Source organism: Citrobacter sp. RHBSTW-00671, from assembly GCF_014103415.1.
Taxonomy (GTDB): Bacteria; Pseudomonadota; Gammaproteobacteria; order Enterobacterales; family Enterobacteriaceae; genus Citrobacter.
Genome location: NZ_JABXPR010000001.1, coordinates 2,071,957 through 2,093,213, shown reverse-complemented (window position 1 = coordinate 2,093,213; position 21,257 = coordinate 2,071,957). Strand labels below are relative to the sequence as shown.

Sequence of the window (21,257 nt, the reverse complement as noted above, 5' to 3'; positions counted from 1 at the left end):
ATCTACCTGATGGGCCAGCCAAAAACTGATCTTCCATTTATGATGAACAGTAATGCTCTTCTTCCATTATCCATTGCATGAAGGAATAGCACAGCAAAGCTTGCGGTACGGGCTTGATGATTATGTCGATGATTTCATTATCTGGCTGGTGGCCTCATCGATTCGAGATATCCTTCTATGTATCCCCCCAAACACACAGCTAATAAATATCATTAATAGTCATGACGTTACCTTACTTAATCATTCCTGCAGGGGACACCATCACATCTATCACGCAACGCTGCGTTTTATTTCACCATCACGGTACTTGCCATAGCTCCACACAGTTTCTCCCCCGGCGTTTTGCGCCATACAGCGCTTCATCAGCCGCCTGGATAAGGCGCTCATAATCGGGATGTCCATTAAACATCGCTGCACCGATTGAAAGAGAAAGTAAAATGGGTTCGCCTGTCGGAGAGTTCACCTTAATTCTCTCCACGCCTTTGCGGATCCGCTCCGCAATGCGCAGAGTGTCTGCCACTGTGATTTCGGTCAGGATGATGAGGAACTCATCGCCGCCATAACGAAAAACATAGTCGCAGGTACGCACATTGTCATAAAACGCACCGGCAACTTTACGCAGGATCTCATCTCCGGTGTTATGTCCCCACGTATCGTTGATCTGCTTAAATTTGTCGACATCAATCAGCAGCGTCGAAAGAGGTATCCCGCTCCGACTGGCGTGAATGATTTCGCGTTTAAAAATGGTTGGCAGAAAACGACGGTTCAGCAAGCGCGTCAACACGTCCATCCCCACCTCATGTCGCGAGACTTCATCAAACAGTTCGCGCAGTAAAGTGACGATTTGCGAGAGTATGTTCCGTGTTTGCTGCAAAAACTTAACCCGTCGCGGTTTACTGGCGAGGGCATCGTCAGAGATGCGGATATCTTTAAAAATGTCATCAAAATCCTGGATCAGGCGGGATATATGTCCTGCCTCAGCAATCCCACTGAAGTAATGACGTCCCTTATGGCTAAACCACAATCCGAAATCGGATTGACCAAGCGGGCTGCTATTCCCGATGCTGGAGTCAAACATGACTTTATAAAGCAGCGTCATTTCCCACGTCAGTAACGCGTTAGTCTGCCGTTCCTTTTCCTCTTCTGCGTTCTCCATCAGTGAGAAGATGCGATAGTTTTCGTCCTCTTTAGCCGCATTATTCTCACTGAAGACATACGCTCGTGACATGTAGTGGCATAGTGAATTTGGCCACCTGAATAGAGGTGATATCATCACCTCATAGTCAAAACAGGTGACATTATGACCGGACGTAACAGACGCAATTTTAGCCCCGAGTTTCGCCTCGAGGCTGCCCAGCTTGTACTCGATCAGCATTACACCGTTGCCGCCGCTGCCACTGCGATGAATGTCGGCAAATCCACGATGGATAAATGGGTTCGACAACTGAAAGAAGAGCGAGCGGGAAAATCACCCATAGCTTCACCCATGACACCTGAGCAGATTGAGATACGTGAGTTGAAGAAAAGACTTCAACGCGTTGAAATGGAACGGGATATATTAAAAAAGGCTACTGTAGATTCAATTGGTCAACGCAACAGTTATGTGAAAACATGGGGTTGCGGAGGTTTTTTGAATGAGACGAACATTTACAGCAGAGGAAAAAGCCTCTGTTTTTGAACTATGGAAGAACGGAACAGGCTTCAGTGAAATAGCGAATATCCTGGGTTCAAAACCCGGAACGATCTTCACTATGTTAAGGGATACTGGCGGCATAAAACCCCATGAGCGTAAGCGGGCTGTAGCTCACCTGACACTGTCTGAGCGCGAGGAGATACGAGCTGGTTTGTCAGCCAAAATGAGCATTCGTGCGATAGCTACTGCGCTGAATCGCAGTCCTTCGACGATCTCACGTGAAGTTCAGCGTAATCGGGGCAGACGCTATTACAAAGCTGTTGATGCTAATAACCGAGCCAACAGAATGGCGAAAAGGCCAAAACCGTGCTTACTGGATCAAAATTTACCATTGCGAAAGCTTGTTCTGGAAAAGCTGGAGATGAAATGGTCTCCAGAGCAAATATCAGGATGGTTAAGGCGAACAAAACCACGTCAAAAAACGCTGCGAATATCACCTGAGACAATTTATAAAACGCTGTACTTTCGTAGCCGTGAAGCGCTACACCACCTGAATATACAGCATCTGCGACGGTCGCATAGCCTTCGCCATGGCAGGCGTCATACCCGCAAAGGCGAAAGAGGTACGATTAACATAGTGAACGGAACACCAATTCACGAACGTTCCCGAAATATCGATAACAGACGCTCTCTGGGGCATTGGGAGGGCGATTTAGTCTCAGGTACAAAAAACTCTCATATAGCCACACTTGTAGACCGAAAATCACGTTATACGATCATCCTTAGACTCAGGGGCAAAGATTCTGTCTCAGTAAATCAGGCTCTTACCGACAAATTCCTGAGTTTACCGTCAGAACTCAGAAAATCACTGACATGGGACAGAGGAATGGAACTGGCCAGACATCTAGAATTTACTGTCAGCACCGGCGTTAAAGTTTACTTCTGCGATCCTCAGAGTCCTTGGCAGCGGGGAACAAATGAGAACACAAATGGGCTAATTCGGCAGTACTTTCCTAAAAAGACATGTCTTGCCCAATATACTCAACATGAACTAGATCTGGTTGCTGCTCAGCTAAACAACAGACCGAGAAAGACACTGAAGTTCAAAACACCGAAAGAGATAATTGAAAGGGGTGTTGCATTGACAGATTGAATCTACAACCGCGCTCTTGATGTCAGACTCCCTGAACAATTCTCATTAGTTGAGAAACTCAGGGCGCGGTTTCCTGTTGCCGTTGTGTGCAACGTGTTTGGGGTTCATCGCAGCAGTTATAAATACTGGCGGCAGCCCAGGAAGCCTGACGCCACGAGAGTGGCATTACTGAGCCTTGTGCGTGAAGTTTATCGCGAAAGTAACGGTTCAGCAGGAGCGCGAAGCATTGCCGCAATGGTCACCACCAAAGGTATAAAACTGAGCCGCTGGCGGGCAACAAAGCTGATGAAAGCGCTCAATATTATCAGCTGTCAGCAACCTGGCCATCGTTATAAGAAGGCGTCTAAGGAACACATTGAGATCCCTAATTATCTGGATCGCCAGTTTGCTGTTACCGAGCCTAATCAGGCCTGGTGTGGTGATGTGACTTATATCTGGACGGGAAAACGCTGGGCTTATCTGGCTGTTGTACTCGATTTGTTTTCCCGTAAACCGGTTGGCTGGGCGATGTCATTTTTCCCTGATTCCGCACTGACAGGTAAAGCCCTGTCGATGGCCTGGGAAGCACGGGGAAAACCGGCTAATTTACTGTATCACTCGGATCAAGGCAGTCACTATACCAGCAGGAATTTCAGACAGTTACTGTGGAGATATCAGATAAAGCAAAGCCTGAGTCGCCGGGGAAATTGCTGGGATAACAGCCCAATGGAACGGTTCTTCAGAAGCCTGAAAACAGAGTGGGTACCGGATAATGGCTACGCGAATTTTAGCCAAGCCAGCACGGCAATAACGAATTACATCACAGGATATTACAGCCAGCTCAGACCTCATCAATATAATGGTGGTTTGACGCCGAATGAATCAGAACGATTGTTCTGGAAAAACTCTAAAGCTGTGGCCAGTTTTTGTTGACCACTACAACATAACCTCCATCGCCAGATCGATACTGTTGATGGCGTAGTGGTAAATGTTGAGTTTGATTTCAGAAGTGTGCGGACTGGTATTAATCAGCGGCAACAGTAATTTTTTTAGTACCCTGAAACCCATTTCAACCAGATCAACAGAGATCCCGATGCGAGCGTGAACATCCGCGGCACGCTGCTGGGCGCGCATCTGTTCTTCAACCTGTTCGACCTGGCAGGAAAGCACATCGACAAGCCAACGACGTAATGCTTCTTGTAGCTGCCTTTCCACCTGCTCGGTGGTCAAAAACTCTGCGGCATTAGGGTCGGCCAATACAACGCGGTAAAACTCTGCGATCAGCACCGGCGCATGAACGTGTGCCAGTTGTGCTGCAAGCTGATGGACAACTGGGTCCGTCTCATTAATCAACTGTACCCACTCGTCCTTCACGGTTTGTAAATAGGTTTCCATAGGATGGCCCTCAGGGTAAGTTGTTACCGTTTTCAGTACGGCTGGCAAATTATAGTCTGTTATGATTATTGGGTATGAATGCCTTCCCTACCAATATCGCCTTCACATACACTGCTTTGCACAATCCAAACAGACTGACTGACACTGGACTCCTTTCTGGCGGCTAACATGAAACAAATAACCTTCAGCGATCTGCAACAACAAAGTGAAGCGGCAGCCCATTCTCCTCGCTTGCGCGCACATCGTAATTTTCATCCGCAACTAAGCGATCCCGTTCAGCGTCTGGCGATTGCGATGGAACCCGGAAGCTATGTCCGTCCTCATCGCCACCCACATACCTTTGAGCTGTTATTACCTCTCAGCGGACGCTTTGTGGTATTGAATTTTGATGAGACCGGCGTCGTTACGCGACGTGTTGTGTTAGGAGAGGACTGTATGGCGCTGGAGATGGATGCCGGTACCTGGCACGCCGTCTTGTCCCTGGATAAGGGGGGCGTTATTTTTGAAGTTAAACACGGTGGTTATCAACCCGTGGCCGAACAAGACGTTGCGGCCTGGGCGCCTGCCGAGGGCGAGCCCGGCACGACTGAGCTGATGGCCTGGTATCAGCATGTTCAGCCCGGAGATACGCCGTTTAGCGCCTGAGCATTTCGCGATGCCAGACAGGAGCCAGACCGATTTGGCAAACCCCGTATTCTGGCATCCCGTTGGACGTTAAGGTTATAATCCTGACAACGATTTTATTGGATCAGACGCAAAAATGACAAAACTCACCCTACAAGAGCAGATGCTGAAAGCTGGCTTAGTCTCCAGCAAAAAAATGGCGAAAGTACAGAGAACGGCGAAAAAATCGCGCGTTCAGGCCCGTGAAGCCAGAGAAGCGGTTGAAGAGAATAAAAAAGCACAAATTGAACGGGATAAGCAGTTAAGCGATCAACAGAAACAAGCGACGCTGTCGAAAGAATACAAAGCGCAGATTAAGCAGCTTATTGAAATGAACAAAATCACCATTTCCAAAGGTGATATTGGGTATAACTTCACCGATAATAATCTGATTAAAAAAATCTACGTAGATAAGGTGACACAGGCGCAATTGATTAAAGGGCGTCTGGCTATTGCCCGGCTGACCGCCGAAAGCGACCGTGACAGCGAATATGCTATTATCCCGGCCGTCGTTGCCGATAAAATTGCACAGCGCGACGACAGCTACATCGTCTTAAATTGTGAGCTGAGCCAGGAAGCGAAAGACGAAGACGATCCGTATGCTGACTTCGTCGTACCTGACGATTTAATGTGGTAAGCGAAAAATGCCGGATAATAAGTCCGGCATTTTTTCTAATAATGAGGTGACGACTCAGATGTTCATTCAATTACCCTTATCATAACCGCGCCTCATCTCTCTAGAACTTATAATGCTCTTTACTTAGCCCGTATTTTCTCATCCGCAAATACAGTTTTTTGCGCGGAATTTGCAGATATTCTGCCACTTCATTAATACGCCCTTGATGAATATTTAGCGCTTCGGTAATGATTTGCCGCTCATACTCTTCAACCCGACGATCCAACGGTGTTGGTTCCGGCACATGCAACTGCGGATTGGCGGTTTCCGCCAATGGCAGCAACCCAACGGCAAAAAGCTCTGCGGCGTTTGCCAGCTCTCGCACATTACTCAACCACACACGACGTCGCATCCCTTTCAGCAATTCTCCGTCGACCTGCGGAATGGGGTGGTTCAGACGCAGACAGGCTTTTTGCAGGTAATGGCGAAATAGCGGCTCAATATCGTCCGGGCGCAGGGATAGCGGCTGGCAGGCGATTTGCGTCATGGCGAAACAGTAATACAGTTCGGCCACGATCTGGTTTGTTGCCGCCAGCTCCACCAGCGATGTCGTGCCAATACCAATTAACCGAAAAGGACGCCGCTCCTGGCTTTGCAGGTGAACCAACTGGTGCTGTTGCTCGCGCGTCAAACACGCTATATGGCTTAATACCAGCGTCCCGCCTTGCGCTTGGGCAATCAGTTCACCGAGCTGAGCGGTGTTCCCGGTGGTGAGCTCTGCGCGGATAAACGGCCCCTGGGCGCTACGTCCCAACTGATGCAGATAACGGGCTCCCGTCATGCGTCCCGTCCCTGGCTCCCCATAAAACCAGACGGCAAGATCCGTTTCTGCCAGTTGCTGCAGGCGTTGACGGTACTGATTTATCCAGTCGCTGTAGCCAACCAGCTCAACCTGCAGCTTTTGTTGGCAGTAATGACGACGGGCAATCACAGATTTTCGCTGCTGCAACGCCTCTGCAACCTGCAACAGCAGCTTGCCGGGATCGACCGGCTTTTGCAGAAAATCCCATGCCCCTTTTTTCACCGCATCCACCGCCATCGGCACATCACCATGTCCGGTAATCAGCAGGATCGGCAGCTGGTTATCATCCTGATGAAAAAGAGCCATCAGTTCGATACCGTTACAGCCGGGCATACACACGTCACTCAGAACGATACCGGGCCAGTCAGCCTGTAGCCAGTTTCGGGCATCGTAGGGGTTATTGCACGCGCATACCCGATAGCCTGCCTGCTCAAGCAACAAGGTGTAAGCATCAAGGACATCGGCATCATCATCAATCAGCAGAACAGAATATTCATCACTCAACATCTTCTACATCCGTCAGGTTGAATTGCAGTACCACGCAGGCATTGCGCCCCAGCGTTGACGCCAGGCGTAGCTCGCCGTTCATCTGCGTCATTAACGAGACACAAATTGATAGCCCAATACCGAGACCAACATCTTTACTGGTGGTAAACGGTTTTAATAGCGACGGTAGCAGTGCAGCAGGCCAGCCGGGGCCATTATCGCTGACAAAGACACACACCGTGCTGCCCTCGACCTGCCAGTGAACGTCAATCTTCGCAGCAACCGGACAGGCATCCAGCGCATTTGCCAGTATGTTGACCAGGACTTGCTGAATTCTCACTTCATCGCCCGTAACCCACACGCGCTCAACCGGCAGCGAAAGCGTACCCTGCTGCGGTTTATGCCGCATAGACAATAGCTCCCAGGCCGCGCTGAAGGTTTGTCGTAAATCGACCGGATGCAGTGGTGCCCCCGGCTCGGCCCGGCGCGCAAACTGCCGTAATGAGCGAATAATGGCATCGATACGGGTAATGAGTCCTTCAGCTTTGGTTAACGTGCTTCTGGCCTGCGCCAACTGCTCCTGTTCAATTGCCCTGCCCGCAGTAAACAGATACATCGACAATGCATTCAGTGGTTGATTGATTTCGTGGGCCAGCGTGGTCATGGTCTGTCCAACCACCGCCAGTTTCGCCGTCTGAATCAATTCGCCCTGGGTCGCTCGCAGATCGGCTTCAATCTCCTTACGCTCTGCCACTTCCTGCTCGAGCTGACTTTTTTGCGTATTGAGCTGACCCAGCGTATGGCGCAGTAACCCCGCAATGCGCCCTAGCTCATCACGACCATAAACCGGGATCGAGGCATCGGTTCTGCCAAGACCAATTTGCACCACGGCCTGGTTGAGTGCGGTAAAACGCTTCACCAATCGTGAACGGATAAAGTAGTGGTTGAGTCCCCAGGCAAGAAGCAGCGCCAACAGCGTCGCCAGCAGAATAAGCCCGCCGCTGACGCGAACAATCTGCTCCAGCCGCTGGTTAAACATCTGCATTTGCTGATGACTACTTCCCAACTGAGCCTCAAGTAATGTTCGAAAACGACCAAGTGTAGCTTCTCTGGCATGACTGGCATCAACCAGCGCTTTTTGCGCCGCGACGTAATCGCGCATCGTATCGGGCATTTTGTTTTTCATCATCCCGATTTCCAGCAATTCGTCGATGGTTTGTCGCAACGTGATAGTGCTGGGCCAGTCGTCCAGGGTGCGGATATTTTCATCCGCCGTTTTCTTCAGATTTTCCAGATAGCGAATATGATTCTCTACCAGCATGCCGTCGTCGCTACCTGACTTCAGTTCATTCAATCTGTCGCGTAAATCATCGACGATCTGGTTTTCAATTCTTGCCAGCGTGTACACCTGTTGCTGCTCATTCTGCACCTCCCTGGCGCGTTTCAGGTACAACGCCGCGTCGCCATTTTTCGCTTCAATTTGATCCAGCAAGGTTCCCTGTTGCCAGGTGAAATCCTGCACCAGAGAGTTCAGTTCGGTCGTGAAATCATCATGTAACCAGTCGATTCGCGCGGAGAGTTCGCTGACTTTTTCGCGTACCAGGAACATGTTGTAGAGCACCCTGTCCAGCTCGGTCATCAACGCCCGACTATCCTGCAAAATTACCGCCAGCTGTTGCTGTTCCGCGGGTTGCAATCCCCGACTCAGCAGTTCAATTTTGTCCAGATGCTCGATGATCTGATTGCGCAGTTGCAACCGCACGGTCGTATTGGGGGCCAGCAGGAATTCATTAAGCTGATCGACAACCAGGTTAAGATTCCCTTCAATCAAAAAAGCGGAATGCACGCGCGGGAAATAGTCATCAAGCGAATAGCGGATTTGCGAACTTTGCTCATGCCAGGAATACAAACTGACACAGCTCACGCTCAGCGTCAGTAAAGCCCCCGTCAGAAAAGCCCCCCGCAAACTGCTGCTGATGCTGAGCTGACGAAGACGTTGCCATAGCGAACCGCCTTTCATTGTAGTTCTTCCAGTTTTGATATCGCCAGACGCTGGTTTTTAAGAAACCAGAGTTGCCACTCCATCATTTGCTGTTCAGCAAAACTTTTATTATCGAATTGAGCAAGCCAGGCTTCATCTTCGCTGCTCCTGGCGTCGATTGGGACCTGGGTTAACAGCGCTCTGATTTCGGGTAGCGGGTGTTTCAGACGAGCTTCCGCACTGTACAGCGCTCGCCAGGCATCCTTAAGCTGCGCGAGGCGGAAACTGATGGCCGTATCAAACATCCGCTGGACCAGTTGTTGACGCTTCAGGATCAGACGGTAATTAAGCGGTGGCTGTTTCATCAAAATGGCCTGTTGGGCTGCACGCGGGTTATCTGCTGCCAGCGACGTTACCGGATATTTACCGGTATTCGCATCGGCAAGGATCCGCTGCCCTTCCGGGCTCAATAAATAGCGGATAAAACGTTGCGCTTCATTGGCTCGCGGGCTGTTTTTCAGCACGGCTACGTAGGTCGGCGAGACCGCAGAGTGTGGGAAGTAAGTAAAGGTCAGATTGGGGTCATTGAGCAGCAGATTGGCATAGTTATCAATAACCGGCCCCGCAACGCCCAACCCGCTCTTAATTTTATCCGCAACACCAAAGCTGCGTGATGAGATGGTCACCAGGTTCCCGGCACTGGCCAGCAATGTCGCCCAACCTTCTTGCCACCCTTTTTGTTGCAGCAGTGATTCAACCATCAGGTGATTGGTATCGGAGCGCGATGGGCTACTCATCAGCAGGGCATTTTGATATTTAGGATGCGTTAAATCGCCCCAGTCCGTCGGTGGTGGCAGATGTCGCGCCGTCAGTGCTGAACGATTAATCAGCAGACCAAATCCCGAGAGAGCCACGGCTACAGACGTCGACCGTATTGACTCAGGCACCAGCCGCTGGCTTTCCGGCAATGCATTATCAAAAGGAGCAAGTTTCTGATGCTCCTGAAGATGCTGCAGTAGCATCGGCGAAGAGGTTAAAATCAGGTCAACGTTTTCCGCATTTGCGGTATCGAGCAGTTGTTCGAGAGAAGAACTGGTCCGGTTTAGCGTGCGGATCATCACTGACCCCGGCTCCGTTTGCCAGCGCTGAATAATCCAGGCCGTTGCCCCCGGGGAAAACGTCGTCGCCATCACCAGCTCCTTCCCCTGTGCCAGACAGGTCGCCGACAGCGACATAAAACACAGTGACAGCGCCAACAAACTACCCCGACAGAAAAGTCTGTTTGTGATCCTGTTCATAAATACCAACATCTTCGAAAAATAATATTGAGACAAAACTTACCCGTTTATCACAGCAGGTGGAAAAGATAAAACTGCTATCAAAATAACCAGACGGAATGCGATAACAGAGATAAAGAATACCTGAAAATGTCGTTTGAATTTGTTAATACCCGCACATGCTGATGATAAAAACGCATTAAGAATAATAGCTCTGACCTCGCCATAATTCAAAAGGGTCAAAATCAGTCCCACTTTCAGCAAATTGGGTCAATAGTGACACATTTCTTCAATTTGAATTTCTTCGCCACCTATTTCACTCTTCACTGCGAAAAATCCTGATATTCACATCAATATAAATTTAGGTGATGATATGTTATCAATATTTAAGACAGGGCCATCGGCAAATAAAGTCCCGGAAGAAAAAATCCAGGAGACTTATGGTCGATACCGCATTCAGGCGTTACTTAGCGTATTTCTTGGTTATCTTGCGTATTATATTGTACGCAATAACTTCACCCTCTCTACCCCGTACCTGAAAGAACATCTGGATCTCAGCGCAACACAGATTGGTTTACTCAGCAGTTGTATGCTCATTGCCTATGGGATCAGTAAAGGCATCATGAGCAGCCTGGCAGACAAAGCCAGCCCGAAAGTCTTTATGGCTTGCGGCCTGATCCTGTGCGCCATTGTCAACGTTGGCTTAGGGTTCAGCACCGGATTCTGGATTTTTGCCGCACTGGTGGTCTTCAACGGACTGTTTCAGGGAATGGGCGTCGGTCCCTCGTTTATTACCATCGCCAACTGGTTCCCACGCAAAGAGCGCGGACGCGTTGGCGCATTCTGGAATATCTCACACAACGTCGGTGGCGGTATTGTCGCCCCCATTGTTGGCGCCGCCTTTGCTATTCTCGGCAGTGAACACTGGCAAAGCGCCAGCTATATCGTCCCAGCCTGTGTTGCGGTGCTGTTTGCTTTTATCGTTCTGATGTTGGGCAAAGGCTCACCGCGCGAAGAAGGCTTGCCTGCTCTGGAACAGATGATGCCGGAAGAAAAAGTCGTGTTAAATGCCCGGCACGTAACCCAGGCGCCGGAAAATATGAGCGCCTTTCAAATTTTTTGCACCTACGTGCTGCGTAACAAAAACGCCTGGTATGTTTCATTGGTAGATGTTTTTGTCTATATGGTGCGTTTTGGCATGATCAGTTGGTTACCGATTTATCTGTTAACTGAAAAACATTTCTCGAAAGAGCAAATGAGTGTGGCGTTCCTGTTTTTCGAATGGGCCGCAATTCCTTCCACACTGCTGGCAGGCTGGCTGACCGATAAACTGTTTAAGGGTCGTCGCATGCCGTTGGCCATGATTTGTATGGCGCTGATCTTCGTCTGCCTGATCGGTTACTGGAAAAGTGAATCCCTGCTGATGGTCACTATTTTTGCCGCCATCGTCGGATGCCTGATCTATGTGCCTCAGTTCCTGGCGTCTGTGCAGACCATGGAAATCGTCCCCAGCTTTGCTGTCGGTTCGGCGGTCGGATTACGCGGTTTTATGAGCTACATTTTTGGTGCATCGCTGGGAACCAGCCTGTTTGGTGTCATGGTCGATAAAATGGGATGGCATGGCGGTTTCTATTTGCTGATGGGCGGGATTGTCTGCTGCATTCTGTTCTGCTATCTGTCTCACCGCGGGGCGCTGGAACTCGAACAACAACGAAAGAATGCCCAACAACAGGACACGGAGCTGCAGCTTGCTGATGCCAGGTAATCGGCTTTAGAGAGAAAAAAGTGCCAGCGATACTGGCACTTTAGTTTGCTCAGATGGAAGCCAGACAATCAGTCAATGGGGTACACAATGGCGTTTTCAGTTATGAACCTGCGATTTAATGCTTATCGTCCCCCACCATAAAGCGAATGATCAATCCGCATGTCGGGGCAAGAAAAAGAAACAGTCCCGTTACCATTTCGTTTCCGTCAGTCAACCGCATGGTAAAGAAATAAATTAATGCCGTAAGGATAGCCATGCCGAAAAAAGAACTAATTGACGCGGCAGCGCCCATTACCTGCCAAATATAGCAACTGACGCACAGAATGCTCAATGCGAGGAAAGTCCAAAAATAGAACATAGCGTTACCTCCTGTCTGCCGTAAAAATCGACGTAAGTCCTTACACTTCCTTGATTTTATAGTCTAAGACAATTCCTATCCATTCGCAATTCAAGCAACATTTTCGTTACAATAGCTGTTCATTTTCTGAACCGAGCATTCCCTGCAGGCCTTTATTTAATCGTCATAAAAACAACAAATTATCTATAAGCCTATTCTTGCTTTTGATCGACCCAAAAACATTTACGAAACTTGAGGAATTATTTCTGGATGACATTAATCTTCGGGTGTACATTATGCGTCCGATCATTCATATCCCTCGTGGTTTGTCCTGACTCAGTTTTACACTCTTTACAGGAACCATTGTCGCTCATAGTGACCTAACTGTTCAGTGTCAGAGAGTAACGCTGTAGACAAAGAATCTTCGCGATACATTATTTTCGTACCAACAACAGGTGCTTATGTTCCCCCAATGTAAATTTTCACGCGCGTTTTTGCATCCGCGCTACTGGCTCACATGGTTCGGTGTCGGTGTGCTCTGGTTACTGGTGCAGCTCCCTTATCCTGTTTTATGTTTTCTGGGCACCCGTACAGGTACGCTGGCGCGCCCATTTTTAAAGCGCCGGGAATCCATTGCCCATAAAAATCTCGAACTCTGTTTCCCAAATCTGTCACAAGAAGAAAGGAACAAACTGGTCGACGAGAATTTCCGCTCACTCGGCATGGCACTGCTTGAAACCGGTATGGCCTGGTTCTGGCCAGATCGTCGGGTGCGTAAATGGTTTGATGTTGAAGGCCTGGACAATCTGCAACGCGCTCAGGCGCATAACCGTGGCGTAATGGTTGTCGGCGTGCATTTTATGTCGCTGGAACTGGGAGGCCGTGTGATGGGTCTTTGCCAGCCAATGATGGCAACCTACCGCCCGCACAACAACAAATTAATGGAGTGGATACAAACCCGCGGCCGTATGCGCTCGAACAAAGCCATGATTGGCAGAAATAATCTGCGCGGCATTGTCGGCGCCCTGAAAAAAGGGGAAGCCGTATGGTTTGCACCCGATCAGGATTATGGCCGTAAAGGCAGCTCATTTGCGCCATTCTTCGCCGTCAAAGATGTTGCGACAACCAACGGCACCTACGTGCTGTCACGCTTGTCGGGGGCGAAAATGCTGACCGTCACCATGGTGAGAAAATCTGATAACTCCGGCTACCGTCTGTTTATCACGCCAGAAATGGAAGGCTACCCGGAAGATGAAAACCAGGCCGCGGCCTATATGAACAAAATCATTGAGAAAGAGATCATGCGGGCACCTGAGCAGTATCTCTGGATCCATCGTCGTTTCAAAACCCGCCCGATGGGTGAAGCCTCGCTATATGTCTAAAAAGAAAGGCCGAATGGCCTTTCTTTATTTCTGCGCCTGAATTACTTAACACCCCACTTGCTCTGTAATTCAGTCATTCGTTCGCTATATTCTCTGGCAAGGCAGGCGGGCTTATCCTGCTCTTTCCAGCATTCATTACGTCCTTTGATCCAGCCTCGTTGCTCTGCTTTTAGCGTCGGGTCATTTTTCGATTTAGCCAGCGCCTGCTTGTAGACCCCGTTCAATTTTAAATCCATTGCGGAGAGCGAGGGGCTCTGACAGATAATCTCTTCCATACTTCCCTTTTCCGCTGCAGAACAGGAGAACGATGGGCCAGCATGAGTCGAATTTTTCGCCGGAGAGAAATCAACATTATCTTCAGGCTGACAAATCCCATGCTTGCGGTTTGGGCCAGCCCAGGACACTTCCGGGTTTCCGTCATCTTTTCTGGAAATAGAGACGGTATTTTTACCGCTCTTCGCCTCCCAGTAATTTTCATTGAAGGTCTTAATGGTCGCTTTTTCGCCATTAATCCATACATTGCCGTTACCATCGCTATTCACACCACCAATACTTGCGCAGCTGAAATTGAACGCTTGTGGTGCAGCCGCCATCGACGTCAATGGCGCAAGAACAAGTGCTAACATCATTAATCTGGTCATTTTTAACCTTTTCATTATCAAATTCCGCGAGAAAATTAACCGCATTAACCTCAAGGTGATATGAGAATTCTCTGAGTAACAACTACGTCGCTCAATAGCAATTTATTACCGTCAGAAATTAAACTGTCGCCGAATCACGACACTTGTAAGTTACTAAAATTAAATAAAAAAATGCCTCTTGTTTCACCTCATTTTTAGGCGTACATTAGCGCCGTCTGGAGCATTAAAGCTCAGAATTCTGAGGTGATGCAGCCAAGCAAACGCGGGGTATTCTTCCTTTCGTTTATGCTTGCATCAGCTCTCTGTCAGGTAAGCATATGTTCATTTAGGCGTACTCATCGTATGCGGAGAGATGAAAAGTGAAATATTTCTTTATGGGCATTTCTTTTATGGTCATCGTGTGGGCCGGTACTTTTGCCCTGATGATCTAAATTAAAAGATGCAGCAAAAAAACAGGAGCCATTTGGCTCCTGTTTGCGTTGTAAGGTGAAGGTTTTGCTAGTCTGTACTTTCAGTGGCTGATTTCGGGCTGGCCGGCAGTAAACCATCTGCGCGGAACATGGCTTTGATTCCGCGGATTGCCTGGCGGGTACGGTCACGGTTCTCAATCAACGCAAAACGCACGTGTGTATCACCATAGTCTCCAAAACCAATCCCCGGCGAAACACAAACCTTCGCCTCATTCAGTAATTTTTTGGCAAATTCAAGCGACCCCATTGCGGCGTACTGCTCCGGAATTTTCGCCCACACGTACATCGATGCTTTTGGCATTTCAACCATCCAACCCGCTTCATGCAGCCCCTTGACCAGCACATCGCGACGACGCTTATATTGCTCGGCGATATCCCGTACGCACTGCTGATCGCCTTCCAGCGCGGCAATAGCGGCTACCTGCAGCGGTGTAAACGTTCCGTAATCGTGATAGCTCTTAATGCGCGCCAGTGCGTTTACCAGCGTTTTATTGCCAACCATAAAACCAATGCGCCACCCCGCCATATTATAGCTTTTCGACAAGGTGAAAAATTCAACGGCAACATCTCGGGCACCCGGAACCTGCATAATCGATGGCGCTTTCCAGCCATCATAGACAATATCGGCGTAGGCCAGGTCATGAACCACCAGCACGTCGTAGCGTTTAGCCAGTGCGACGACCTTTTCGAAAAACTCCAGCTCGACACACTGCGCCGTCGGGTTGGACGGGAAGCCTAAGATCATCATCTTCGGTTTCGGGTAGCTTTCGCGAATCGCACGTTCCAGTTCATTAAAGAAGTCGACCCCTTCCACCAGCGGCACGGAACGCACCTGGGCTCCGGCGATAACAGCACCATAAATATGGATGGGGTAACTGGGATTTGGCACCAGGACCGTGTCGCCGTGATCCAATGTCGCCAACATCAGGTGAGCCAGCCCCTCTTTGGAGCCAATCGTTACAATCGCTTCGGATTCCGGATCGATCTCGACGTCATAGCGTTCCTGATACCAGCGAGAAATCGCCCGACGTAGACGAGGAATACCACGCGACGTTGAATAACCGTGGGTATCCGGGCGCTGCGCCACGGTACACAGTTTTTCGACAATGTGAGGAGGCGTGGCGCCATCCGGATTCCCCATGCTGAAATCGATAATATCTTCGCCACGCCGACGCGCAGCCATCTTCAGTTCAGCGGTAATGTTAAAAACATAAGGGGGAAGACGATCAATACGCGTAAAACGACGTTCAGGGCGGGAGTCAGCCATAATATCCTCAGATGTACGTTAGCGCCCGGACCGTCCGAGCGACGCGGCCACGATGGTGGCACGTTTAGAAAATAGCCTGATTAATTTCCTTCTGTCGAGAGGTACAGCAAAATATTTTTTATCGGCATAAAAGAGGAACAACGTTTCTAAAACGGGAAATGCATGAATATCTAACCCTCATGAAATCACCAGTTTTTAACATTCTGTTGTTAAATACATTACGTTGAAGTTCGCCTTCTGTGGAGAGATATTGTAAATACAACAATCATGCAACAATCCCCTTTTAATGTTGTGGTTTTTCCTCATTAGCCTGTGCTGACAGGGATGCTGGTCATCCTGCCTCAGGTTACCTATCATAGAGGTTTACCCCCTTCGCAAGAGTCACCTGTGCACGAAATATTCAATATGCTGCTGGCGGTCTTTGATCGGGCAGCGCTGATGCTGTTCTGTCTGTTTTTCCTGATTCGTATCCGCCTGTTCCGCGAACTGTTGCACAAGTCAGCTCACTCGGTGAAAGAGCTGCTCGCCGTTACGGCCATTTTCTCCATGTTTGCCCTGTTCAGCACCTGGTCTGGTGTACCGGTAGAAGGCTCACTGGTGAACGTGCGTATTATTGCCGTGATGTCAGGAGGAATTCTGTTCGGCCCATGGGTCGGTATCATTACCGGACTCATCGCGGGTACACACCGTTATCTAATTGATATTGGAGGTGTTACCGCCCTTCCCTGTTTTATTACCAGTATCCTTGCTGGCTGTATTGCGGGTTGGATCAACCGAAAAATCCCTAAGGCACAACACTGGCGCGCCGGTATTTTAGGCGGAATGTTGTGCGAATCATTGACCATGATTCTGGTGGTCGCCTGGGCCCCCACCACCGAACTGGGGCTGGATATCGTCTCGAAAATCGGTATCCCAATGATCCTTGGCAGCGTCTGTATCGGCTTTATCGTCATGCTGGTACAAAGCGTGGAAGGAGAGAAAGAGGCCAGTGCGGCAAAACAGGCTAAGCTGGCGCTGGATATCGCCAACAAAACCCTGCCGCTTTTTCGTCAGGTCAATAGCGAGTCGCTACGCCAGGTGTGCGAAATTATTCGCCATGATATTCATGCTGATGCCGTCGCGATCACCAATACCCAGCACGTTCTGGCCTATGTCGGCGTTGGCGAACTGAACTACCGCGATAACGATGATTTCGTTAGCCCTACTACCCAGCAGGCAATAAATTACGGAAAAATCATCATAAAGAACAATGATGAAGCACATCGCACACCGGAAATACACTCCATGCTGGTAATACCGTTGTGGGAAAAAGGGGTGGTCACCGGTACGCTGAAAATCTACTACTGCCATGCCCACCAGATCACCTCTTCATTACAGGAAATGGCTATCGGTCTGTCACAAATTATCTCGACTCAGCTTGAAGTTTCCCGCGCCGAACAGCTACGCGAAATGGCAAATAAGGCAGAGTTGCGGGCACTACAAAGTAAAATAAATCCCCATTTTCTGTTTAACGCGCTAAACGCGATCTCATCGTCAGTGCGGCTTAACCCGGACACTGCACGCCAGCTCATTTTTAATTTATCCCGCTATCTTCGCTATAATATTGAATTAAAAGATGATGAGCAGATCGACATCAAGAAAGAGCTGTATCAAATTAAAGATTACATTGCCATTGAGCAGGCCCGTTTTGGCGATAAGTTGACGGTTATTTATGATATTGATGAAGAAGTCAGCTGTTTTATTCCCAGCCTGCTGATTCAGCCATTGGTTGAGAATGCCATCGTCCATGGGATCCAACCCTGCAAAGGGAAAGGTGTGGTCACTATCAGCGTGGCGGAATGTGGTAATCGGGTACGCATTGCCGTCAGAGATACCGGCCATGGTATCGATCCGAAAGTCATTGAACGCGTTGAGTCCAATGAAATGCCGGGCAATAAAATTGGCCTGTTGAATGTGCATCACCGCGTTAAGCTCCTGTACGGCGAAGGGCTACATATCCGCCGTCTTGAGCCAGGCACAGAGATTGCCTTTTACGTGCCAAACCAGCACTCCCCTGCAGCGGCCCCGGCCACATTATTGCTTTAACCAGGAGTTAAGTTGTGAAAGTCATCATTGTTGAAGATGAATTCCTGGCCCAACAGGAACTTAGCTGGCTGATAAAAGAGCACAGCCAGATGGAGATTGTCGGCACATTTGACGACGGTCTGGATGTCCTTAAATACCTGCAGCACAACCGCGTTGACGCTATTTTTCTGGATATCAATATTCCGTCACTGGATGGTGTGCTGCTGGCGCAAAACATCAGTCAGTTTGCGCATAAGCCCTTTATTGTGTTTATTACAGCCTGGAAAGAACACGCTGTTGAAGCCTTTGAACTGGAAGCGTTTGACTACATTCTGAAACCGTACCAGGAGTCACGGATTGTCGGCATGTTGCAAAAACTGGAGGCAGCCTGGCAGCAGCAGCAAACAGGAGCCCCCCTTACCAGCCCGGTGATGCGTGAAAACGATACGATCAACCTGATCAAAGACGAGCGGATCATCGTTACGCCAATCAACGATATTTACTACGCTGAAGCCCATGAAAAGATGACCTTCGTCTACACGCGGCGCGAATCGTATGTCATGCCGATGAACATCACCGAATTTTGCAGCAAACTGCCTGCCTCACATTTTTTCCGCTGCCACCGCTCATTCTGCGTAAACCTGAACAAAATCCGCGAGATCGAACCGTGGTTTAACAACACCTATATTTTGCGATTAAAAGATCTGGAATTTGAAATCCCGGTTAGCCGGAGCAAAGTAAAAGAATTCAGACAGTTAATGCATTTATAGGGGATTAGTCATGACCGTGCGGATCGTTGTAAAATGGCGATCTACTGCCGGTGCTATAAAACGTAATAAAGTGAATTTTCAATGAAATACAGACATGCGCTATCCCAGTTATGTTTTCAGATGCTGGAAATGGGTGCGGATCGCCGTACGGTGAAAAAAGCCCTCACCTCACGTCGAATGAAGGCTCGTCAGGCTATCGTACTGCTGTGTAAGCAAGAGATGGTGCTACTGAGAGCCGGGAAACTGCCGATACAAAACGCAACAAGCACGACATCTCACTGACAATAACCGGTCGCGAGCTAACTAAACCCTTAACTCGCGGCCACTTAGCGTACAGAGCATGCTGCAGGCTAAACTGAATTAGCTAAGAGCAACCTTAATACCGAGGGCAATCAGCAGACCCCCCAGCATTTTATCGATGACTTTCTGCGCCTTTGCCAGGCCAGCGCGCACTGGCGCACTTTGGATAAGGATCACCAGTACCGGCCACCAAATCACTGACACCATCAGGATAACGCCGGCATACCAGGCTTTTTCTGGAAAACCAGACTGGACGCTCAGCACCTGAGTGAAGATCGACAGGAAAAACAGCGTTGCTTTTGGATTAAGCAGGTTGCACAAATAGCCCTGCAGAAATGCTTTACCTAACGTCACTTCCTGGCGCGCAACCTGGGTCATATCCATACTGTTGTGCCCGCGTGACAGCAGAGCCTGCAGCCCCACCCAAATCAGATACGCAGCCCCCGCATATTTCAAAATATCGAACAGCCAGGGCGTCGTGGTAATAACAACCGCCAGTCCTGCCACACAGTAGGACATATGGGTCGCCACACCACCGACAATGCCAAGAGCCGTCATCATGGCCTGAAGACGCTGGTAGCGCGCCGCATTTTTAATCACCATGAAGAAGTCCGGGCCGGGAGAAAGAATGCCCAATGTGGCAATCGAAGCAACAAAGGCCGTCGCACTAACAGAAGGAATAAACATATTTAAAAATTCGCCAGGCTGAAATGTATTACCAATAAATCTGGAAGTTTATTCTAGCTCACTAGCCTCTTTAAGCTCCATCACTTTTATCGCTTATTAAATATACTAAAAAGAAATCCTCGCGATAAATCGATTCTTATTGCAGCAATCTGGCCTGGATAATACAACCTTATCCCGATGTATCAATGTAAATAAGATGTCCGTTCTCATAAAGGGAACTGCATTAAATTTACGCTAACTTAATGATATTTCGACACGTTATTCATCAGTGTGTTATTTATACTTTTTCTTATTATTGCGGCAACCTTTTGCGGTTGTGCCCGGATATTTAATGTCAACACAATGACATTTGTAATAATTGATAATACAAAAAATCGCCCACTTCCTCAGAGCGTCTCCGTTTTAACCGTCAACGGAATTATTTTCGTTGTTGGCCGGATAAGCGCAAAGCGCCATCCGGCACGGGCCTTACAGAATGTGTCCCAGCGTCTGGCGTAAATGCGCGCCGGAACCAAGCAGGCCTGGATTATCATGCACAATCAGATATACCGGGATATCCTGCACATAGGCTTTAAAACGCCCTTTATCCTCAAAACCGCCGCGAAAACCCGATGCTTTAAAGAATTCCAGGAAGCGCGGCACTATGCCGCCAGCAATGTACACCCCGCCAAACGTCCCCAGCGTTAATGCCAGATCGCCGCCAAACCGGCCCATAATGACGCAAAACAGCGACAGTGCGCGACGACAGTCAATACAGGAATCAGCCAGGGCGCGTTCCGTAATGTCTTTCGGTTGCAGATTTTCCGGCAGACGTCCGTCGGATTTCACAATCGCACGATACAGATTTACCAGCCCAGGACCGGACAGCACGCGCTCCGCCGAAACGTGACCAATCTCAGCCCGCAGCACTTCCAGGATAATCGCCTCTTCCTCACTGTTCGGCGCAAAATCCACATGCCCCCCCTCGCCTGGCAGGCTCACCCAGCGTTTATCCACATGTACCAGATGCGCCACGCCTAGACCGGTACCTGCGCCATAGACCGCAATGGGTTTGCCCTCGACAGGCTCAGCGCCGCCAAACTGGATCAAATGCTCTTTTTTCAGCATCGGGATTGCCATTGATACGGCAGTAAAATCATTGATGATTTCCAGATGGCTAAAGCCCAGATTCTTTTTCATCTCGGCAATGGAAAATGCCCAGGTATGGTTGGTCATGGCCACCCAGTCACCGGTTATTGGGCAGGCAATGGCGATACAGCCATCTTTGACGCTAACGCTATGCTCATCCAGGTACACGCGCACAACGGCTTCAAGGCTTGGGTAATCCAGCCCGGAATAGGTTTTCGCCTGCGAAATCTCGCCACTGGCAATATCGCACAGAGCAAGACGCGCATTGGTGCCGCCAACATCACCCACTAAAGCATATTTTGTCATTCTTTCACGGCTCCGCTAAAGTCAGAATAAATCTTTGTCACACTGTAAATTCATGGGGGCATAACAACAACGCCCTGAAGGCTGATGCCCATGGA

General features: G+C 49.2%; 17 protein-coding genes and 4 pseudogenes. 11 read left to right on the top strand and 10 right to left on the bottom strand.

The window, feature by feature from the left end; translation table 11 throughout:
• Window positions 1-298: 298 nt before the first annotated feature.
• A pseudogene (locus HV261_RS09895) lies at window positions 299-1,228 on the bottom strand (GGDEF domain-containing protein); the annotation flags it as partial.
• A gap of 72 nt (window positions 1,229-1,300) precedes the next feature.
• On the opposite strand from HV261_RS09895, the pseudogene HV261_RS09890 reads away from it, so the two are divergent.
• From HV261_RS09890 to HV261_RS09880, 3 genes and pseudogenes are all read left to right on the top strand, one after another.
• Window positions 1,301-1,567: pseudogene (locus tag HV261_RS09890) on the top strand (transposase); the annotation flags it as partial.
• 67 nt (window positions 1,568-1,634) lie between these two features.
• Window positions 1,635-2,786 (top strand): IS30-like element IS30 family transposase, encoded by a 1,152-nt coding sequence (locus HV261_RS09885; protein WP_001254932.1) that lies wholly within the window; start codon window positions 1,635-1,637, stop codon window positions 2,784-2,786.
• 12 nt (window positions 2,787-2,798) lie between these two features.
• Window positions 2,799-3,698, top strand: a pseudogene (locus HV261_RS09880) (IS3 family transposase); the annotation flags it as partial.
• A 9-nt stretch (window positions 3,699-3,707) separates the two neighbouring features.
• On the opposite strand, the pseudogene HV261_RS09875 reads toward HV261_RS09880, so the two are convergent.
• Window positions 3,708-4,160: pseudogene (locus HV261_RS09875) on the bottom strand (protoglobin domain-containing protein); the annotation flags it as partial.
• A 168-nt stretch (window positions 4,161-4,328) separates the two neighbouring features.
• Between HV261_RS09875 and HV261_RS09870 the strand changes: the two are divergent.
• Both HV261_RS09870 and HV261_RS09865 read left to right on the top strand, forming a co-directional pair.
• Window positions 4,329-4,805 (top strand): WbuC family cupin fold metalloprotein, encoded by a 477-nt coding sequence (locus HV261_RS09870; RefSeq protein ID WP_202038161.1) that lies wholly within the window; start codon window positions 4,329-4,331, stop codon window positions 4,803-4,805.
• Window positions 4,806-4,920: 115 nt separating this feature from the next.
• On the top strand, window positions 4,921-5,460 hold the full coding sequence (locus HV261_RS09865) for a DUF2058 domain-containing protein (protein WP_040231426.1): 540 nt from the start codon (window positions 4,921-4,923) through the stop codon (window positions 5,458-5,460).
• Window positions 5,461-5,560: 100 nt separating this feature from the next.
• Here the strand turns inward: HV261_RS09865 and pgtA are convergent, their stop codons facing one another.
• The 3 genes from pgtA to pgtC are packed head-to-tail and all read right to left on the bottom strand — an operon-like array spanning window position 5,561 to window position 10,003.
• Complete coding sequence (gene pgtA, locus HV261_RS09860; protein ID WP_202038160.1) at window positions 5,561-6,808, bottom strand: two-component system response regulator PgtA; 1,248 nt, start codon at window positions 6,806-6,808, stop codon at window positions 5,561-5,563.
• Window positions 6,798-8,807: a two-component system sensor histidine kinase PgtB gene (gene pgtB, locus HV261_RS09855; protein ID WP_202038159.1), complete on the bottom strand. Its 2,010-nt coding sequence runs from the start codon at window positions 8,805-8,807 to the stop codon at window positions 6,798-6,800. The genes pgtA and pgtB overlap by 11 nt, the downstream gene beginning before the upstream one ends.
• Window positions 8,804-10,003 (bottom strand): phosphoglycerate transport regulator PgtC, encoded by a 1,200-nt coding sequence (pgtC, locus tag HV261_RS09850; protein WP_202039677.1) that lies wholly within the window; start codon window positions 10,001-10,003, stop codon window positions 8,804-8,806. Before pgtC ends, pgtB begins: the two co-directional genes overlap by 4 nt.
• Before the next feature lie 415 nt (window positions 10,004-10,418).
• On the opposite strand from pgtC, the gene pgtP reads away from it, so the two are divergent.
• Window positions 10,419-11,810 (top strand): phosphoglycerate transporter PgtP, encoded by a 1,392-nt coding sequence (pgtP, locus tag HV261_RS09845; RefSeq protein ID WP_040231431.1) that lies wholly within the window; start codon window positions 10,419-10,421, stop codon window positions 11,808-11,810.
• Window positions 11,811-11,925: 115 nt separating this feature from the next.
• Here pgtP and HV261_RS09840 read toward each other — a convergent pair whose 3' ends face one another.
• Window positions 11,926-12,168 carry a YfdY family protein gene (locus tag HV261_RS09840; RefSeq protein ID WP_137384253.1) on the bottom strand — a complete coding sequence of 81 codons (243 nt, stop codon included), beginning with the start codon at window positions 12,166-12,168 and terminating at the stop codon, window positions 11,926-11,928.
• Between the two features lie 440 nt (window positions 12,169-12,608).
• Between HV261_RS09840 and lpxP the strand changes: the two genes are divergently transcribed.
• On the top strand, window positions 12,609-13,529 hold the full coding sequence (lpxP, locus tag HV261_RS09835) for a kdo(2)-lipid IV(A) palmitoleoyltransferase (protein WP_005129779.1): 921 nt from the start codon (window positions 12,609-12,611) through the stop codon (window positions 13,527-13,529).
• A gap of 41 nt (window positions 13,530-13,570) precedes the next feature.
• On the opposite strand, the gene HV261_RS09830 is transcribed toward lpxP, so the two are convergent.
• Window positions 13,571-14,185 (bottom strand): lysozyme inhibitor LprI family protein, encoded by a 615-nt coding sequence (locus HV261_RS09830; RefSeq protein ID WP_202038158.1) that lies wholly within the window; start codon window positions 14,183-14,185, stop codon window positions 13,571-13,573.
• Between the two features lie 344 nt (window positions 14,186-14,529).
• Here HV261_RS09830 and ypdK point away from each other — a divergent pair, with 344 nt between their 5' ends.
• On the top strand, window positions 14,530-14,601 hold the full coding sequence (gene ypdK / locus HV261_RS09825) for a membrane protein YpdK (protein WP_010723117.1): 72 nt from the start codon (window positions 14,530-14,532) through the stop codon (window positions 14,599-14,601).
• Window positions 14,602-14,668: 67 nt separating this feature from the next.
• Here the strand turns inward: ypdK and alaC are convergent, their stop codons facing one another.
• The gene (gene alaC / locus HV261_RS09820; RefSeq protein ID WP_137384255.1) at window positions 14,669-15,907 is read right to left on the bottom strand and encodes an alanine transaminase; all 1,239 of its coding nucleotides are present in this window, start codon (window positions 15,905-15,907) and stop codon (window positions 14,669-14,671) included.
• A gap of 387 nt (window positions 15,908-16,294) precedes the next feature.
• Between alaC and HV261_RS09815 the strand changes: the two genes are divergently transcribed.
• From HV261_RS09815 to HV261_RS09805, 3 genes are all read left to right on the top strand, one after another.
• Entirely contained in the window at window positions 16,295-17,992 is a 1,698-nt protein-coding gene (locus HV261_RS09815) for a sensor histidine kinase (RefSeq protein WP_086523807.1), read from the top strand.
• Between the two features lie 14 nt (window positions 17,993-18,006).
• Window positions 18,007-18,741 (top strand): two-component system response regulator YpdB, encoded by a 735-nt coding sequence (gene ypdB / locus HV261_RS09810; RefSeq protein ID WP_202038157.1) that lies wholly within the window; start codon window positions 18,007-18,009, stop codon window positions 18,739-18,741.
• A gap of 81 nt (window positions 18,742-18,822) precedes the next feature.
• Entirely contained in the window at window positions 18,823-19,023 is a 201-nt protein-coding gene (locus HV261_RS09805) for a hypothetical protein (RefSeq protein ID WP_202038156.1), read from the top strand.
• A 78-nt stretch (window positions 19,024-19,101) separates the two neighbouring features.
• On the opposite strand, the gene HV261_RS09800 is transcribed toward HV261_RS09805, so the two are convergent.
• Window positions 19,102-19,728 (bottom strand): LysE family transporter, encoded by a 627-nt coding sequence (locus HV261_RS09800; protein WP_137384257.1) that lies wholly within the window; start codon window positions 19,726-19,728, stop codon window positions 19,102-19,104.
• Between the two features lie 468 nt (window positions 19,729-20,196).
• Complete coding sequence (gene glk / locus HV261_RS09795) at window positions 20,197-21,162, bottom strand: glucokinase (RefSeq protein ID WP_115643122.1); 966 nt, start codon at window positions 21,160-21,162, stop codon at window positions 20,197-20,199.
• Between the last annotated feature and the right edge of the window lie 95 nt (window positions 21,163-21,257).

What these genes read in the sequence shown, in the direction of transcription:
- pgtB (WP_202038159.1), bottom strand. Translation starts at nt 8,807, where the DNA reads ATGAAAGGCGGTTCGCTATGGCAACGTCTTCGTCAGCTCAGCATCAGC.
- HV261_RS09840 (WP_137384253.1), bottom strand. Translation starts at nt 12,168, where the DNA reads ATGTTCTATTTTTGGACTTTCCTCGCATTGAGCATTCTGTGCGTCAGT.
- HV261_RS09805 (WP_202038156.1), top strand. Translation starts at nt 18,823, where the DNA reads ATGAAATACAGACATGCGCTATCCCAGTTATGTTTTCAGATGCTGGAA.
- HV261_RS09870 (WP_202038161.1), top strand. Translation starts at nt 4,329, where the DNA reads ATGAAACAAATAACCTTCAGCGATCTGCAACAACAAAGTGAAGCGGCA.
- alaC (WP_137384255.1), bottom strand. Translation starts at nt 15,907, where the DNA reads ATGGCTGACTCCCGCCCTGAACGTCGTTTTACGCGTATTGATCGTCTT.
- pgtP (WP_040231431.1), top strand. Translation starts at nt 10,419, where the DNA reads ATGTTATCAATATTTAAGACAGGGCCATCGGCAAATAAAGTCCCGGAA.
- pgtA (WP_202038160.1), bottom strand. Translation starts at nt 6,808, where the DNA reads ATGTTGAGTGATGAATATTCTGTTCTGCTGATTGATGATGATGCCGAT.
- HV261_RS09800 (WP_137384257.1), bottom strand. Translation starts at nt 19,728, where the DNA reads ATGTTTATTCCTTCTGTTAGTGCGACGGCCTTTGTTGCTTCGATTGCC.
- lpxP (WP_005129779.1), top strand. Translation starts at nt 12,609, where the DNA reads ATGTTCCCCCAATGTAAATTTTCACGCGCGTTTTTGCATCCGCGCTAC.
- HV261_RS09885 (WP_001254932.1), top strand. Translation starts at nt 1,635, where the DNA reads ATGAGACGAACATTTACAGCAGAGGAAAAAGCCTCTGTTTTTGAACTA.
- pgtC (WP_202039677.1), bottom strand. Translation starts at nt 10,003, where the DNA reads ATGTCGCTGTCGGCGACCTGTCTGGCACAGGGGAAGGAGCTGGTGATG.
- glk (WP_115643122.1), bottom strand. Translation starts at nt 21,162, where the DNA reads ATGACAAAATATGCTTTAGTGGGTGATGTTGGCGGCACCAATGCGCGT.
- HV261_RS09865 (WP_040231426.1), top strand. Translation starts at nt 4,921, where the DNA reads ATGACAAAACTCACCCTACAAGAGCAGATGCTGAAAGCTGGCTTAGTC.
- HV261_RS09830 (WP_202038158.1), bottom strand. Translation starts at nt 14,185, where the DNA reads ATGAAAAGGTTAAAAATGACCAGATTAATGATGTTAGCACTTGTTCTT.